The following is a 14029-nucleotide window of genomic DNA, read 5'->3' on the forward strand; positions in this document are numbered from 1 at the left end:
CTGCCGCACCACTTGGAGGGCGTACCGTGCACCGCCGGCACAACGGGCTCAGGACAGCAGTCCTCCTCGGGGGACTGTCCGCACTCATCATCGTCATCGGCAGCTTCTTCGGCCGCATGGGGCTCGTCATCGCCGTCCTGGTAGCGCTGGCCACCAACGCGTACGCCTACTGGAACAGCGACAAGCTGGCCCTCCGTGCGATGCGTGCCCGCCCGGTGAGCGAGTTCGAGGCCCCGGGCCTCTACCGCATGGTCCGAGAGCTCTCCACGCAGGCCCGCCAGCCCATGCCGCGCCTGTACATCTCCCCGACGGAAGCGCCCAACGCGTTCGCCACAGGCCGCAACCCGCGCAACGCCGCCGTGTGCTGCACCGACGGCATCCTGCGCCTGTTGGACGAGCGTGAGCTGCGCGGCGTCATCGGGCACGAGCTCAGCCATGTCTACAACCGCGACATCCTCATCTCGTCGGTCGCCGGCGCCCTCGCCTCCGTCATCATGTTCCTGGTCAACTTCGCCTGGCTGATCCCGATCGGGCGCTCGGACGACGACGACGGCCCCGGCCTGCTCGGCATGCTGCTGATCATGATCCTGGGCCCGCTGGCCGCCTCTCTCATCCAACTGGCCATCAGCCGCTCCCGGGAGTACCAGGCGGACGCCTCGGGAGCTCAGCTCACCGGCGACCCGCTCGCCCTGGCCAGCGCCCTGCGCAAGCTCGAACTGGGCACGAAGCAGCTCCCGCTGCCGCCCGAGCCGCGCATCGAGACCGCCAGCCACATGATGATCGCGAACCCGTTCCGGCCCGGCCAGGGCCTGTCGAAGATGTTCTCCACGCACCCGCCGATGGCGGACCGCATCGCCCGGCTCGAGAAGATGGCAGGTGGGAACCAGTGAGGACCATCCTGAACGTCATATGGCTCGTCCTGAGCGGCTTCTGGCTGTTCCTCGGTTACATGGCCGCGGGCCTGCTCCTCTGTATCACCGTCATCGGCATCCCGTTCGGCATCGCGGCCTTTCGCATCGGCGTCTACGCCCTGTGGCCCTTCGGATACACGACGGTCGAGCGGCGCGACGCGGGCGCGCCGTCCTGCGTCGGCAACGTGCTCTGGCTGGTCCTGGCGGGCTGGTGGCTGGCCCTCGGCCACATCGTCACCGGCATCGCGCTGTGCGTCACGATCATCGGCATCCCGCTCGGCGTCGCGAACTTCAAGCTCATCCCGGTCTCGCTGCTCCCGCTGGGCCGCGACATCGTGCGGACGAACGAGCCGTTCGCGATGCGCTGACGGCGGGGAAACGCGGCCCGGTGTCCACAGGCCCGGGGTTGTCCACAGGCCGGCCCGGCTGTCAGCGGCGGCCTGCATCATGAAGCCATGACCGCGATCGAGCACTTGCCGACACGAGTGACGGCCCAGGCCCACAACACCAGCCCACCCGACGGGACTTCACATCCCGAGCTGGCGGACGACCCGGTGAGATGCCCCTGACGGACCCAAGAGGCAGCTACCCTCTCCCGGCCCTCGCCCGCACCCCCCGCCGCACTCCGAACGCAACGGCCCCCACCACCAGCACACCCGCGCCCACGACCACGGAAATCCCCGGCAGCGAGAACGCCAGCACCGCGCACCCGAGCAGCCCGACCACCGGCACCAGACGTGCCGTCGGCGCCGAATCCAGCGTCCAGGCCGACGCGTTGGCCACGGCGTAGTACGCCAGCACACCGAAGGAGGAGAACCCGATCGCGCCTCGGACGTCCACCGTGGCGGCCAGGACCGCGACCACCGCACCCACGGCCAGCTCCGCCCGGTGCGGCACCTGGAAGCGCGGATGCACGGCCGCCAGCGCGCCCGGCAGATGCCGGTCCCGGGCCATGGCCAGCGTCGTCCGTGAGACGCCCAGGATCAGGGCGAGCAGCGACCCCAGCGCGGCAACGGCCGCACCGACCCGCACCACCGGCCCGAGCCAGGGCATCCCGGCCGCCCGCACCGCGTCGGCCAGCGGCGCCGTCGCGTCCCCGAGACCGTCCGACCCCAGCACCGAAAGGACAGCCACCGCCACACCCGCGTACACCACGAGCGCGATGCCCAGCGCCAGGGGGATCGCCCGCGGAATGGTGCGCGCCGGGTCCCGTACCTCCTCACCGAGGGTCGCGATCCGGGCGTACCCGGCGAACGCGAAGAACAGCAGACCGGCCGCCTGAAGCACACCGCCCACACCGTCCGAGGCCCCGATGTCCAGCCGCCCGGCATCGGCCTCGCCCGACACCAGACATCCGACCACCACGGCAGCGAGGACAGCCAGGACCACCGCCACGATCACCCGCGTCAGCCACGCGGACTTCTGGACACCGCCGTAGTTCACCGCGGTCAGCGCCACCACGGCCGCGACCGCCACAGCGTGCGCCTGCTCCGGCCACACGTACGTGCCCACGGTGAGCGCCATCGCCGCACAGGAGGCCGTCTTCCCGACCACGAACGACCAGCCCGCGAGATACCCCCAGAACTCCCCGAGCCGCTCACGCCCGTACACGTACGTCCCGCCCGAGGCCGGATACAGGGCGGCGAGGCGCGCCGACGACATGGCGTTGCAGTACGCGACCACGGCGGCGACGGCGAGCCCGAGGAGCAGTCCGGAGCCGGCCGCGTGCGCCGCGGGCGCGAGGGCGGCGAAGATCCCGGCTCCCACCATCGAGCCGAGTCCGACGACGACGGCGTCTCCGACGCCGAGAGTGCGGCGCAGACCGGAAGCGGAGGCTGTCATGCGTCGCACCCTACTGATCAGTGCAACCGGCAGGCGCCGCCGGGGCGTCCTCTCCACCAAGGCGGCGTGCACACGCGCGGCAGGGACGTCGCGCGCGGAACGCCCGGCGTACGACGCACGAGCACGGCCTGCCGGGAGCAAGATCACACGGCCGGGACAGTGCGGGCACAGCGTGAAAGGGCAGGTTCACGGCATGACCATCATCAGCTGGATCATCCTGGGACTGTTGGCTGGAGCCATCGCGAAGTTCCTGCTGCCGGGGCGCGACCCGGGCGGCCTCATCGGCACGACCCTGATCGGCGTCGCGGGCGCGTTCATCGGTGGCTGGATATCGGCCCGCTGGATGGACCACCCGATCAGCAAGGACTTCTACGACGGCGCGACCTGGGCCGCGGCGATCGGCGGATCGCTCGTCCTCCTGATCGCCTACCGCCTCCTGTTCGGCAACTCCCGCAACTGATCGCGCCCACGGCCCACGGCGGGCACGCGCCCACCGCCCACGGCCGCTTACGCCACACCACCTCCCCCTCGGGGCCTCATCGACCGCAGCCAGCAGGCCAGAAGGGTGGGCACCCAGGTGCCCACCCTTCCTCGTCCCCGTGCAGACCGGGAGCCGCCTGTGCCGATCGGGAGCCCGCCTGTGCCGACCGGGAGCCCCGCGGACCCGGCCGGGCCTACCGGTAGTTCACGTACCGCCTGCTTGATCGCCTGACCTGCACGTAACGCCGAAAGGCCGGTTGACGTGCAGAAACTACTGCCAGTACTTGCCATCGTTTCGCAGCGTTATCCGGGGCCTGGTGCCCTCGCTGTGCCCTCTGGGGTGTGCCCTTACGCTTCGGCGCGTCGCGCCGGCCTGCCGCCCTTTCGGGCCCGCCGCTCCGCCAGCTCCTGCTCGGCCCTGTCGAGGTCGACGCGATCTTCGGCGGTGCCGTGCTCCAGGACGCGCGCCTTCATGTGCTCCAGGACGTCGTTCGTACGGTCGGTGCCGAGTCGGTCACAGACGCGCCCATACGCCTGCCACAGCGGGTCAGGCACCCGGATCGGTCGGGGTGTCGTGTGTCGCTTCGGTGCCCCCGAGGGCTGCTCGGCCATCGCTCTCCCATTCCTTGTAGACACACGGATCGTCCCACTGGGGTTGTGTATCTACAAGGTTCCCGATACTCTGTATCTACAAGGTTAAGCCGCACCACCCGCCGTACCCTGCGCGCCGTCATCCGGCAGCGCTCCGCCGCCACCCGCCTCGCCGCCTCGTGCCGTCGCCGCCCCCGCTCCCTCGCCACCGTGGCGATCGCCGCCGGTGTCGACCGCACCACCGCCGCCGGCTGCGCCAACGGACTGCGCACCGTCGCCAAGCGGATCGGCCTCACCCCCGCGGCCACCGCCCGCACCCGCCGCACCGTCCACGGCGGTCGCGCCCACCGCACGCACGCCGTCTCCCACTACACCCTCGGCCAGGTCCGGATCCTCATCCGGGCGTACAAGCCGCGCAAGCCCGAGTACGTCGCCGCCGTCGCCCGCATCGCCGCCCTCGCCGGCACCGCCCGATGAGCCGCACCCCGGCCGAGCAGGCGCCCGCCACCACGGCGGGCGCCCTGCCCCCGGCCCTCCCCAGCAACCTCGCCGTGGCCGCCCGCGTCGCACAGCTGCTCCTCGACGAGCACAAGGACGTCGACCACCGCGACCTGTTCGCCCTCAACCGGGCCCACGGCGCACTCACCGAGTCCCTGCGGATCCTGCTGCGCACACTCGGTATCGAGTCGGTGTCTGCCATGGCAGACATGCCGCGCTGCCCGGCCGCGCTCGACGACGACCCCACCCCGTGCGGCGGCCCGCCCGTCGTGACCGTCGTCGACCGCAGCAACGCGGGCGTCGACGCCTGCGAACGCCACGGCATCCGGCTTCCCACCCTGCTCGACGGCAGCTATGCCATCAGCCTCCCGGACGCCCCGGCCGGCACCGCCTGCCGCATCTTCAAGTCGGCCGGGGGTGGAGGCCAGTGAGCACCGAGCCCCGCACCGTGACCGTGCCCGTCCTCGTCACCAAGACACTGGAGATCGACGAACCCGACTGGTGCACCGGCCGCCACGACGGCCACGCCCAGTTCAAGCCCGACCTCACCCACTACGGGCCTGAGCACGCCATCGGTGCGAGCGGTATCGACCTGCTCCGCGCCATGCTCGCCCAGGCCCCGTACGCCCAGCGCGCCACCACCGACGTCGTCCTGTACGTCGAGCAGCAGGACATCACCGGCTCGTACAGCCCGGACCAGGTCGAGGAGCTCGCCGACGCCCTCGTCGAAGCCGCCGACCAGCTGCGCGCCCTCGGCCGTGAGCTCACCGCGATCCTCACCGAGGGCGCCCCGTGAGCGCACGGCCCGTACGCCGCCCGACCGAGGCCGCCGCCCTGCGCGCGGCGGCCCGGTCCGCCCGGCCCCTCCCCCCTGTTCCCGCCCTGATGGCCGCGCTGCTCGTCGCACACGAGCGCCGCGACCGTGAGGGCGTCTGCATCGCCGCGCACCGAGCCGTGCGCGCCGCCGCCCCGGAGGTGGGCGAATGAACCTGAAGAAGATCCGCGCCAGGAAGGCGGCAGACCGCCGCCACCGCCAGCTGCTGCGCGCCGCCAACCACGTCGTCAGCCGCCGCACCCTCAACGGGCAGATCGAGCAGGCCGACCCCGCCGAGATCATCGCCATCGCCTTCGGCCGGTACGAGCTGCGCATCGACGACGACGAGGCCCTCGACTACCGGCGGCGGATGCCGGGGCGAGCCACATTCGCCACCATGGACCCGGCCGACGCGATCCGGTTCGCAGCTGATGCGCGACCTGATGCGCCCCCGGCCGAACTGGCCGCGATCCTCGGCACCTACGACGTCCACGTCGACCCCGTCGCGGTCGCCCTGGTCCTCGGGCAGCTGCCCCCGGAGTACGAGGTGCATCGACCTGATGCGCCCGCGCATCAGCAGGTCAGCGCGCTGGAGCCGGTGAACCTGCAAGGCGCCGTCGAGGAAGCCGCATCTGCCCTGGGCGATGGCGCATCACCTCGCGCGATCGCCGAGCACATCGCCCACCACCGGCGCCTGCTCGTCGACGAGCCCTACGTGCGCACCGCCCTGTCGAGGGCCGCGAAGAAGCCGCAGCCGGAGGCCCCGGCCAAGCCGATGGAAGGCGGATACGCGTGATGCGCTACCTGATGCTCGGCGCCCTGCTCGGCCTGCTGCTCGCCTTCCCCGGCCTGCCGACCCTGGTGGCCACCGTCGTCGCCGAGGTCCTGGCGCAGCCCGTCCTGCTGGCGTTCACCCTCGGCCTGGCGGCCGGTACCCGCACGCGCCCGCCGAGGAGGTGGGCCCGATGACCGAGCAGACCCCCCTCGCCAAGGCCGAGGCCGCCGTCGCCAAGGCCGAGCACAACAGCGACGTCCTCGCCGTCGCCATGGCCGCGCTGGAGCTCGCCAAGGCCTCCCAGGCCCAGCAGCCCGCGCCGCAGGCCTGCCAGCACCACAAGCAGCGTCGTAGCGCGGGCGAGTGGCTCGGCATCGCCTGCGCCGTCTGCGTCGGCGGCGTAGGCATCGCGTTCGCGTCGCTGGCCATCCTCGGCGGCGTGGCCGCGATCGTCGTCCTCGTCCTGCGGGACATGTGGCGCGACATGCAGCGCAAGGGCCGTTGACCCTGCCCTTCCGTCCCCCGCCCTGTGACCGTCCTGATCACAAGGCGGGGGTGCGGTGGGGCCGGACAGCCCGGCCCGCAACCCGAGAGGAGCCCACGATGGGCAAGTACTACTACATCGCCGAGGACCGGAACCGTAACCAGGTCGGCAACGGCACCGTCGAGGCCACGGACGAGGCCCGCGCGATGGAGGCCGTCTACCACGACGCCGGCAACAAGGACATCCCCGCCTACCACTTCACCATCGGCGAAGAGACGGAATGACCGTGGCCGATGACCTGATCTTCAGCGACTTCACGATCGGCGAAAAGGCCCGCATCGCCGGGCTTGTCGCCCGCATGGCGAAGCGCGGCAGGGCCGGCACGGACGTCGATATCAGCGACCTGCAGCGCAAGGTCGAGCGCATCGAGAACGTGGCCAGGCGCCGCAAGAAGAAGAAGTAGCCACGCCCCGGGGCGGCCGTCAGCTGCCAGGCGAAACCGGCCGCCCCGGGCCCCGGCCCCCTTACGAGCAACCGGAGATCACATCATGACGGACACCCTGCCCCGGCCCGTCAACGGGCACGACAAACCGCAGGTGAGTCTGCTCAAGTTCGCACCCGAGCCCACACATACGGAGTACCAGCAACACGCCGAGACGCTCGCCACAGCTGCTGCCGAGGGCGTAGAGGCCGTCGACCGCCCGGACAACCCGCTCGCCGACTGGCTCACCGTGCCGGACGTGCCGATCCTGCCCGCCTGGGCACGGTCCGCAGCCTCCCTGAAGGCCAACACGGTCGCCCTCGGACGGCTCTGCCTGTGGCACACCCGCTACCACCTGCTGCGCCTGCCCAAATACGCGTTCCGCATGGCGTGTCTGGCCACAAAGGGCCTGTGGCGTGCGATGCGTGGCCTGTGGCCCACCCTGACCGCCCACGACCAGACCGCCCCGGTCAAGGCCCTGCGCGCGCAGGTGAAGGTCAAGCCCGAGGATGTCGAGACGGCCGCCCGCTACGCGCTGGCACACCGTCAGCGGACCATCACCCGCCGCTGGCGCTGGGGCGCCGCCGCCGCGGCGGTCGCCGCCACGGCGATCGGCTGGTACCTCGCCCCCCCCGCTGCTGCAGGCCGGCATGACCGCCGCCGCCACGATCCCGCTCGCCTACCTTGGGCGCGGGGACGACGTGCAGCTGCTCGACAACCCGACGCCTCCCCTGCGGGTCGACATGACTGCGCAGCAGCTCAACGACGCGCTCCGGGCCGCCGGTCTGCTCAAACAGGGCAAGGGCGACGACGACGGGCCGCGCGTCACCTGCGTCATGGGCCCAGTACGCGACGGCCGCGGCTGGGCCGTCATCTTCGACCTGCCCAAGGGCGGCGGGAAGACTGCTGCCGACGTCCTCGCGAAGCGCACGGCGATCGCCGCCGAGCTCGGCGTCGACGAGATCCAGGTCATCGCCTCCCGCGTCCGTGCGGCGGCCGGCGGAAACGCTGGCCGCGTGTCGATGTGGGTCGCCGACGACGACCCCTACCTCAGCGCCCCGGTGCCGTCGCCGCTGGTCAAGGCCGAGACGTTCTCCGTGTGGGACCCGATCCCGTTCGGTCAGGATGCCCGCGGTACCCGCATCACCGTGCCCGTCATGTGGCAGAGCCTGTTCTTCGGCGGCCTGCCCCGCCGCGGCAAGACGTTCACCCAGCGGCTCATGACCGCGGCCGGTCTGCTGGACCCTTTCGTCAGGCACTACGTCGCCGACGGGAAAGGCGGCGCCGACTGGATGCCCATGAAGGCCGTCGCGCACCGCCTCGTCATGGGCGCCGAGGACGACGCCGTCGAGGCGCTCAAGGCCATGCTGAAGGAGCTGCTGGCGGAGATGGAGCGCCGCTTCGTGCTGCTGCGCGGCCTGCCCGTCTCCGTGTCCCCCGAGGGCAAGCTGACGCCGACGATCGTCGAGAAGTACAACCTGCCCGTCATCTTCGTGACCATCGACGAGCTTCAGGAGTACTTCACCGCGATGGAGAAGGAGGACCGCGACCAGGTCATCAACGACCTGTGCCGCATCGCCCGCCGCGGCCCCGCAGCCGGGTTCATCAGCAACTTCGCCTCACAGCGCCCGGATGCCGACTCGGTGCCCACCAAGCTGCGGGAGATCATCACCCTGCGGTACTGCACGCAGGTCGTCGACCAGACCTCCAGCGACATGGTGCTCGGCAAGGGCAAGGCCGCCCAGGGCGCCGACGCCTCCGTCCTCTCCGAGGACCACAAGGGGACCGGCGTCCTCGTCACCGGCCCCGCCTCGTTCGTCACCGTGCCCGCCGACTTCCTGCCCGGCCCCGACTTCGCCGAGCTGTGCCAACGCGGCCGCGCCCTGCGGCAGAAGGCGGGTCAGCTCACCGGCGACGACGTGCAGGACGTCACCGCCGCAGCCGACCAAGCCGGGCTCACCATCGCGCCCGTGCTGTCCGACTGCCTCACCGTCATGCAGCACACCGCCCGCATGCACACCGTGGACCTGCTCCAGCGGCTGGAGAACCTCGACGAGGACTACGGCGACTGGGACGCCGAACGCCTCGCCCGCGAGCTGGAGGACGCCGGCGTGAAGCGGACTACGAAGCAGGTGAACATCGGCGGGAAGAACCTCGCCGGCTACCGGCGCGAGGACCTCGAAGCGGCCGTTCCGCCCGAGCTGCTCGACGCCCGATAGACCCCCTCCCCTCTACCGACCCCACTACGAGCCCCCCTCCTGACCCCGCTACCCAGGCGAGTGGATCTAGAGGGGGGTCACTACTGCCCTAGCCCCCCCCGTAGTGGCCTCCGACCTGCAACGTAGTGGGCATAGAGGGGGCAGCAGCCCACCCATCGCTGCCCCTCTCTCGCCGCATCAGGGAGGCATGGCGTCGCGCGTGATCCAGTCCGGCCACCTCACTGTCCCCAGGCCGATACCATCCCCACTTCGCACAATCCCTGGGGGGACCATGGGCGCGCCCACGCAACATTTCACGCAACCGTCCGAGCCGACCGGGGCCGGAGGCTGCCTACTTGCGGTCGCTGCCGCCGTACTGCTCCCGGCAGCCCTGCTCATTTGGGCCGACGGGAACGGTATCGGAGCCCTCTTCCTCGTCCTGCCGCTCATCGGCGGCGGTATCGCACTTGGCAAACGCCGAGCCCGGCAGACAGCCGAGCTTCAGCACGTTCGCATGCTGCAGTCCACTGAGGTGGCCCGCTACCACGCCATGAACCCGCGCGAGTTCGAGCACGCTATCGCCTTCCTCTGCGAGCGAGACGGCTGCTCGGACGTCCAAGTAGTGGGAGGCGCCGGGGATCTCGGGGCGGATGTCATCGCTACGGCCCCTGATGGCCGGCGGGTTGTCATCCAGTGCAAGCGGTACGGCCCCACCACCAAGGTCGGCTCGCCCGACCTTCAGCGGTTCGGAGGGACGTGCTTCAGCGTCCACGGCGCCCAGATCGCCGCAGTTGTCACCACCTCGGTCTTCACCCGGCCAGCAGCCCAGTACTCGGGGCACCATGGCATCCGGATGTTCGACGAGAGCGCTCTCGCCGCGTGGGCCACCCACACCGGACCAGCACCCTGGATGGCGTAAACGCCAACCGCTGCAGCGCCGCGCTCCGGCTGCGCGTCGGCCGACGGGCACACAACGGGTGGCGTCGCACCCACGAAGCAGGCACCCGCAGACTCGCTTGAGGGACACCAACGTGAAGACCGAGAGAGGATGACGTACATGGCCCACCCGAGCGGAGGGAGAGGAGCGGTGACCGATATCCGCCCTGTCGACCTGCCCGAGCTGCGCGCCGAGATCCTCGCGCACTACGAGCACCCGATCGTGGTCCAATGGTGGTCGCAGCGGCCGGCCCTACCCGCGCTGACCGTTCGGGACGGAGACGCCGCCCTGAAGGCAGTGCTGAATCCCAACGGCGACCAGCGGCGACGGAACGAGATACAGCGACTGCAAGAAGCCGACCTCTACTTCGTATCCGCACAGATGACCGAAGTGGCTATGGCTGCCGCCGCCTCGCTGCCCAGCTTCGACCTGGCAGCGGAGGATCTGCCTTCCCCGTCCGGCTTCATCATCTTCGAGAAGCCGATCGCTGTAGACCGCAATGAGCATGTCGGACACGGTGAGGAGATCTTCGTATCGGGGGCGTCGTGGGACTTGGGCGCGGCAGGGAGGTTCGGTGTCGCCCTCTGGTTCAGCTTCTACGCTGACGTTTACCGCACCTTCGATGCCGAGGTGGCAGCCGGCACGATGGGCAGGGAAGAGGCGGCCAGGCAGAAGGGCTCACAACCGCGCTTCTCGTACACGATGGACGCCGCCCACTTGATCGGCGCTGGAATCCCGCTGAACGACGACAGCGTCCTCAACTCGTGGGGGCGCACGATCCTGGCTTCCTGGCTGCTGATGCAGCAGCCGCTCGCCGAAGTGTCCAGCACCGAGCCACCTCGGGCCGCTGTGAAGCGGCTGCGCCGCGCCGGGCACGAGCCGCGGCCGGTACGGGTCATTGAGCTGCGCCGGCCCAAGACGAGCGGCGACAAGGGCGAGGGGGCGCGCGAGTATCAGCACCAGTGGATCGTGCGCGGCCACTGGCGCCAGCAGTGGTACCCGAAGCGGCATGTGCATCGCCCCGTGTGGATCGCTCCGCACGTGAAGGGCCCGGAGGGCGCCCCGATGATCGTCGGCGAGAAGGTCAACGTCTGGAAGCGGTAACAACGCGAGATGCCCCTGCCCGGTCACGGCGACTGGCAAGGGGCTTCTTTTGTGCGGCCACCTCGCCGCGAGACGTGTGCCACGCGCGTGCCACCACCCCCTCAAACGCACAAGTCAAAGCCCGCACACCACATGCCTCATGCGGTTACAGGGCAGCCTTCTCGACGCCCGCCCATCAAGCGCCTTCCAACAGCCGCACCAGCGACGCGGTGATCACGCGGTGCCGGCCGTTCAACGGCAGCACCTTCACCGGCGCATCGCCCCGGTTGATCAGGTCGTGCAGGTACGTCTTTGAGATGCCGAGCGCGGTCGCGGCCTGCGGGACGCTGACCGTCGCCGGCCACTTCTTGACGTCGTCGAGGGTGGGGACGGTGGCGGGCATGACGGGCCCCTCCTGGTAGATGGCCTCGACTGCGGGTGTCCCGCGAACGGCCCGTATCGACCTGCCAAGGGGTCATCCGTTTGAGGGAATTGGGCGGGGTGCTTTTCTCCCGCAGGGGTCAGCCTGCCCGCCCGACGTCGTAGACATTGATCCCGTCCGCGTACGCGCTGAAAGCGATCAATCCGACCCCCGGCCCGGCGTCCGCTGGAACATTCGCGCCACCATCGGCCCCCAAGTGCCGATCGCCATCAGGACGGACCAGAGCCCGTGCCAAGGACTCACTTTCCACCCGAAGTAGAGGACGACCACGGTCGCGGCGATGCCCACCAGGAAAACTGCCGCCGTCACGACGATCATCAGCACCATCAACAGAACGACCCACATACGCGCCCCCCGGTGGTGCTGTCACACTCAGGACGCAGTTGCAGCGCGGCCGGTTCCAGCCTGCGATTGGGCTGTCGGCGTGCCGTGCGGCCTTCTTCACGTCCGCCTCGACCTGCGTGCTCGCGACGCCCTGCTCCTTCGCGTACTCGATGACGGCTGCCTGGACGTCGCGGTGAACGTCACGGAGGTGGCGCACCGGATTCCCGCCGACTCGACAGGCGCTGCCTCGCCGAAGCACGCAGGGCGTCGACCTCGTCCTCAAGGCTGCTCATGCGCAACGACGCCTGGCACCCGCGGATCACAGCGACGGCCACCGGGATAACCGTTACAGCGCCAAATCCAAGCATCAGGGTGTAATAGCAGAAGGCCGCCTCGTCTTCGTCTGGGGGATCTTCGACGCCCGCCAACCAGGACAAAGCAAAGAACGTAGCTACCAGCAGGCATGTCGTGATCGCACCCCATACCGCGAACAACGGAAGACTCCAATCCGGTGAATGCAATCGGCGCCGCTGATCCGCGGACCACTCATGAGCAGCAGCGGAATCGTCGTCGGCGGACGTGAGGGCAGCCTTGGCCTCGGCGAGCACGGCTTCGCTGTCCTCGAGGCCTGCGTTCATGAGCTTCAAGGACTGCTGCACCTCTACGGCAGCCACAAGCCAAAGGATGGGCGCAACCGTCACAACGGTGGTGGCGAAAGACTCCGTCATCTTCACCGGCACCAGTGTGGCGGCAGGTCAACGCTCGCGGGTCGACATGAGGAGAAATGGTGCCCTACGTCGCGACCGGGCAGCCAGCTGTGTGGCTTGAGGGCGTTTCTAAGACGCGGCCCGGCGTGGGCCATGTTCAACTGGCAGCGTCCACCATTCCTCGTCTGAGGGAGCCGACGGTGCACGAAATGTGGTGCGGCCCAGATGCCTCCGGGCAACCGGTGTGGCATGTCCTGACCGCCGACAAGACCGACACACTCTGCGGGGCGGGGAAGCGGAAACAGCCGAGGGAGCCAACGGACAGGCACTGCTTCTCCTGCATGGCCGCCCTCCAGGCCGCCATGATGCCTGCGAGTGCAGCAGCGGGACGACTCGTAGGCTGAGCTTGCTCGGGGCTGTCGTGGAGGCCTGCCATGCCCCGAAACATCTGGAGCATAGCGATCAGCTTCGGTTTGGTCACCGTGCCGATCTCCTGGCCAGCGCCACCGAGGATCACTCGATCAGGTTCCACCAGTACCACCTGGAGGACATGGGCCGCGTGCGCGTCCGGAAGTACTGCGAGGTCGAGGACCGCGAGGTCACGAATGATGAGATCGGCAAGGGCTACCAGCTCACCAAAGAGCAGGTCATCGCGATCACCGACGACGAACTGCGCGACCTGCCACTGCCCACCGCCAAGGCGATCGAGATCGAGGCGTGCGTGCCGCTGGAGTCCGTCAACCCGATCCGGATCGGCGAGGGCTACTGCGAGCCCGAAGAACGTCACGGTCACAACGCGGCCACATGCCTCACACGCGACTTTCACGGGACGCATGATGCTCTCTCGACACACAGCACTTCGGGGGGACCATGCGCACCCGCACTATCACCACCGCCGTCCTGCTGCTTGCCCTGACCGCCTGTAGCGACGGCGGCAGCGAGACGCAGAGCAGCGCCGACAAGTCCAGTCCAGTCGCCAGCAGCAAGGCCCCGTCGAAGGCGCCGGCCGCGCCCGGGCCGCTCCGGTTCGGCTCCGGCTGGAAGTGGGCCGACACCGACGAGAAGGGCAACCCCATCAGCGGCACCACGACCGTCCTCAGCTACACCCAGCCCGCCGACGACGTTGGCCTCCCCGACGACATCGCCGACTCCAAGAACCCAGAGTGGGCCGTCCTTGAGGTCAAGGTCTGCGCGGACGCCAGGAGCAGCTCCGTAACCGTCTCTCAAGAGCCCTGGTCGCTCGGCTTCCCCGACGACTCCCGTTTCGATGCGCCCATCTACAGCGGGTCAGGCGTACCCAAGCCCGAGTACGCAATCAACGGTGCCACCGTCAACCCAGGCGACTGCCTCCGAGGCAAGATCACGTTCGACGTCGAGCGTGGGACCCGGCCCGACAGCGTCGTCTACGGCGCGGCAGGCCGCGACACCGTCGAGTGGACCGTACCGAAGGCGTAGGCGGAAG

At 69.8% G+C, this 14029-nt stretch carries 20 protein-coding genes and 3 pseudogenes; 17 read left to right on the forward strand and 6 right to left on the reverse strand.

From position 1 onward, the window contains the following. The first annotated feature begins 26 nt into the window (after positions 1-26). Complete coding sequence (htpX, locus tag AC07F0_RS09610) at positions 27-890, forward strand: zinc metalloprotease HtpX (RefSeq protein ID WP_031118818.1); 864 nt, start codon at positions 27-29, stop codon at positions 888-890. Next, positions 887-1279, forward strand: coding sequence for a YccF domain-containing protein (locus AC07F0_RS09615; RefSeq protein ID WP_436725750.1), 393 nt, complete (start codon positions 887-889; stop codon positions 1277-1279). Before htpX ends, AC07F0_RS09615 begins: the two co-directional genes overlap by 4 nt. 217 nt (positions 1280-1496) lie before the next feature. On the opposite strand, the gene AC07F0_RS09620 is transcribed toward AC07F0_RS09615, so the two are convergent. After that, the gene (locus AC07F0_RS09620; RefSeq protein WP_478976512.1) at positions 1497-2753 is read right to left on the reverse strand and encodes an APC family permease; all 1257 of its coding nucleotides are present in this window, start codon (positions 2751-2753) and stop codon (positions 1497-1499) included. Between the two features lie 193 nt (positions 2754-2946). On the opposite strand from AC07F0_RS09620, the gene AC07F0_RS09625 reads away from it, so the two are divergent. Then, complete coding sequence (locus AC07F0_RS09625) at positions 2947-3213, forward strand: GlsB/YeaQ/YmgE family stress response membrane protein (protein ID WP_356929587.1); 267 nt, start codon at positions 2947-2949, stop codon at positions 3211-3213. Between the two features lie 368 nt (positions 3214-3581). Here AC07F0_RS09625 and AC07F0_RS09630 read toward each other — a convergent pair whose 3' ends face one another. Beyond that, entirely contained in the window at positions 3582-3845 is a 264-nt protein-coding gene (locus AC07F0_RS09630; protein ID WP_478976515.1) for a hypothetical protein, read from the reverse strand. Positions 3846-4034: 189 nt separating this feature from the next. On the opposite strand from AC07F0_RS09630, the gene AC07F0_RS09635 reads away from it, so the two are divergent. From AC07F0_RS09635 to AC07F0_RS09680, 10 genes and pseudogenes are all read left to right on the forward strand, one after another. Next, positions 4035-4301, forward strand: a complete 267-nt coding sequence (locus AC07F0_RS09635; RefSeq protein ID WP_478976517.1) for a hypothetical protein — start codon at positions 4035-4037, stop codon at positions 4299-4301. Then, positions 4298-4753: a hypothetical protein gene (locus tag AC07F0_RS09640; protein WP_478976520.1), complete on the forward strand. Its 456-nt coding sequence runs from the start codon at positions 4298-4300 to the stop codon at positions 4751-4753. Before AC07F0_RS09635 ends, AC07F0_RS09640 begins: the two co-directional genes overlap by 4 nt. Then, a complete protein-coding gene (locus tag AC07F0_RS09645; RefSeq protein WP_478976523.1) occupies positions 4750-5118 on the forward strand; it encodes a DUF6907 domain-containing protein in 369 nt (122 codons plus the stop codon). The genes AC07F0_RS09640 and AC07F0_RS09645 overlap by 4 nt, the downstream gene beginning before the upstream one ends. Continuing rightward, a complete protein-coding gene (locus tag AC07F0_RS09650; protein WP_478976526.1) occupies positions 5115-5309 on the forward strand; it encodes a hypothetical protein in 195 nt (64 codons plus the stop codon). The genes AC07F0_RS09645 and AC07F0_RS09650 overlap by 4 nt, the downstream gene beginning before the upstream one ends. After that, complete coding sequence (locus AC07F0_RS09655; RefSeq protein ID WP_478976528.1) at positions 5306-5932, forward strand: hypothetical protein; 627 nt, start codon at positions 5306-5308, stop codon at positions 5930-5932. Before AC07F0_RS09650 ends, AC07F0_RS09655 begins: the two co-directional genes overlap by 4 nt. Then, positions 5929-6105: a hypothetical protein gene (locus AC07F0_RS09660; RefSeq protein ID WP_478977286.1), complete on the forward strand. Its 177-nt coding sequence runs from the start codon at positions 5929-5931 to the stop codon at positions 6103-6105. The genes AC07F0_RS09655 and AC07F0_RS09660 overlap by 4 nt, the downstream gene beginning before the upstream one ends. Then, positions 6102-6416 (forward strand): hypothetical protein, encoded by a 315-nt coding sequence (locus AC07F0_RS09665; RefSeq protein WP_478976531.1) that lies wholly within the window; start codon positions 6102-6104, stop codon positions 6414-6416. The genes AC07F0_RS09660 and AC07F0_RS09665 overlap by 4 nt, the downstream gene beginning before the upstream one ends. A gap of 98 nt (positions 6417-6514) precedes the next feature. Next, positions 6515-6679 carry a hypothetical protein gene (locus AC07F0_RS09670; RefSeq protein ID WP_478976534.1) on the forward strand — a complete coding sequence of 55 codons (165 nt, stop codon included), beginning with the start codon at positions 6515-6517 and terminating at the stop codon, positions 6677-6679. Then, positions 6676-6858 (forward strand): DUF6257 family protein, encoded by a 183-nt coding sequence (locus AC07F0_RS09675; protein WP_478976537.1) that lies wholly within the window; start codon positions 6676-6678, stop codon positions 6856-6858. The genes AC07F0_RS09670 and AC07F0_RS09675 overlap by 4 nt, the downstream gene beginning before the upstream one ends. 85 nt (positions 6859-6943) lie before the next feature. Continuing rightward, a pseudogene (locus tag AC07F0_RS09680) lies at positions 6944-9187 on the forward strand (FtsK/SpoIIIE domain-containing protein). A gap of 239 nt (positions 9188-9426) precedes the next feature. Here AC07F0_RS09680 and AC07F0_RS09685 read toward each other — a convergent pair. Then, entirely contained in the window at positions 9427-9582 is a 156-nt protein-coding gene (locus tag AC07F0_RS09685; protein ID WP_478976540.1) for a hypothetical protein, read from the reverse strand. Between the two features lie 48 nt (positions 9583-9630). On the opposite strand from AC07F0_RS09685, the pseudogene AC07F0_RS09690 reads away from it, so the two are divergent. Together AC07F0_RS09690 and AC07F0_RS09695 are read left to right on the forward strand one after the other, a co-directional pair. Next, positions 9631-9993: pseudogene (locus tag AC07F0_RS09690) on the forward strand (restriction endonuclease); the annotation flags it as partial. A gap of 168 nt (positions 9994-10161) precedes the next feature. Beyond that, positions 10162-11115 (forward strand): AcrVA2 family anti-CRISPR protein, encoded by a 954-nt coding sequence (locus tag AC07F0_RS09695; RefSeq protein WP_478976543.1) that lies wholly within the window; start codon positions 10162-10164, stop codon positions 11113-11115. Between the two features lie 175 nt (positions 11116-11290). Here the strand turns inward: AC07F0_RS09695 and AC07F0_RS09700 are convergent, their stop codons facing one another. From AC07F0_RS09700 to AC07F0_RS09710, 3 genes are all read right to left on the reverse strand, one after another. Next, positions 11291-11497 carry a helix-turn-helix domain-containing protein gene (locus AC07F0_RS09700; RefSeq protein ID WP_478976546.1) on the reverse strand — a complete coding sequence of 69 codons (207 nt, stop codon included), beginning with the start codon at positions 11495-11497 and terminating at the stop codon, positions 11291-11293. Between the two features lie 177 nt (positions 11498-11674). After that, the gene (locus AC07F0_RS09705) at positions 11675-11881 is read right to left on the reverse strand and encodes a hypothetical protein (protein ID WP_478976549.1); all 207 of its coding nucleotides are present in this window, start codon (positions 11879-11881) and stop codon (positions 11675-11677) included. A gap of 179 nt (positions 11882-12060) precedes the next feature. Continuing rightward, a complete protein-coding gene (locus tag AC07F0_RS09710) occupies positions 12061-12594 on the reverse strand; it encodes a hypothetical protein (protein WP_478976552.1) in 534 nt (177 codons plus the stop codon). 407 nt (positions 12595-13001) lie between these two features. Here AC07F0_RS09710 and AC07F0_RS09715 point away from each other — a divergent pair. Both AC07F0_RS09715 and AC07F0_RS09720 read left to right on the forward strand, forming a co-directional pair. Beyond that, positions 13002-13333, forward strand: a pseudogene (locus AC07F0_RS09715) (Ku protein); the annotation flags it as partial. Between the two features lie 104 nt (positions 13334-13437). After that, on the forward strand, positions 13438-14022 hold the full coding sequence (locus AC07F0_RS09720) for a DUF1942 domain-containing protein (protein ID WP_478976555.1): 585 nt from the start codon (positions 13438-13440) through the stop codon (positions 14020-14022). The last annotated feature ends 7 nt before the right edge of the window (positions 14023-14029 follow it).

The sequence above is a fragment of the Streptomyces sp. NPDC045955 genome (genome assembly GCF_056430805.1).

Excerpts from the sequence above, each read along its gene's own strand:
- AC07F0_RS09620 (WP_478976512.1), bottom strand. The coding sequence starts at position 2,753 with ATGACAGCCTCCGCTTCCGGTCTGCGCCGCACTCTCGGCGTCGGAGAC.
- AC07F0_RS09625 (WP_356929587.1), top strand. The coding sequence starts at position 2,947 with ATGACCATCATCAGCTGGATCATCCTGGGACTGTTGGCTGGAGCCATC.
- AC07F0_RS09630 (WP_478976515.1), bottom strand. The coding sequence starts at position 3,845 with ATGGCCGAGCAGCCCTCGGGGGCACCGAAGCGACACACGACACCCCGA.
- AC07F0_RS09640 (WP_478976520.1), top strand. The coding sequence starts at position 4,298 with ATGAGCCGCACCCCGGCCGAGCAGGCGCCCGCCACCACGGCGGGCGCC.
- AC07F0_RS09655 (WP_478976528.1), top strand. The coding sequence starts at position 5,306 with ATGAACCTGAAGAAGATCCGCGCCAGGAAGGCGGCAGACCGCCGCCAC.
- AC07F0_RS09665 (WP_478976531.1), top strand. The coding sequence starts at position 6,102 with ATGACCGAGCAGACCCCCCTCGCCAAGGCCGAGGCCGCCGTCGCCAAG.
- AC07F0_RS09670 (WP_478976534.1), top strand. The coding sequence starts at position 6,515 with ATGGGCAAGTACTACTACATCGCCGAGGACCGGAACCGTAACCAGGTC.
- AC07F0_RS09675 (WP_478976537.1), top strand. The coding sequence starts at position 6,676 with ATGACCGTGGCCGATGACCTGATCTTCAGCGACTTCACGATCGGCGAA.
- AC07F0_RS09700 (WP_478976546.1), bottom strand. The coding sequence starts at position 11,497 with ATGCCCGCCACCGTCCCCACCCTCGACGACGTCAAGAAGTGGCCGGCG.
- AC07F0_RS09705 (WP_478976549.1), bottom strand. The coding sequence starts at position 11,881 with ATGTGGGTCGTTCTGTTGATGGTGCTGATGATCGTCGTGACGGCGGCA.
- AC07F0_RS09720 (WP_478976555.1), top strand. The coding sequence starts at position 13,438 with ATGCGCACCCGCACTATCACCACCGCCGTCCTGCTGCTTGCCCTGACC.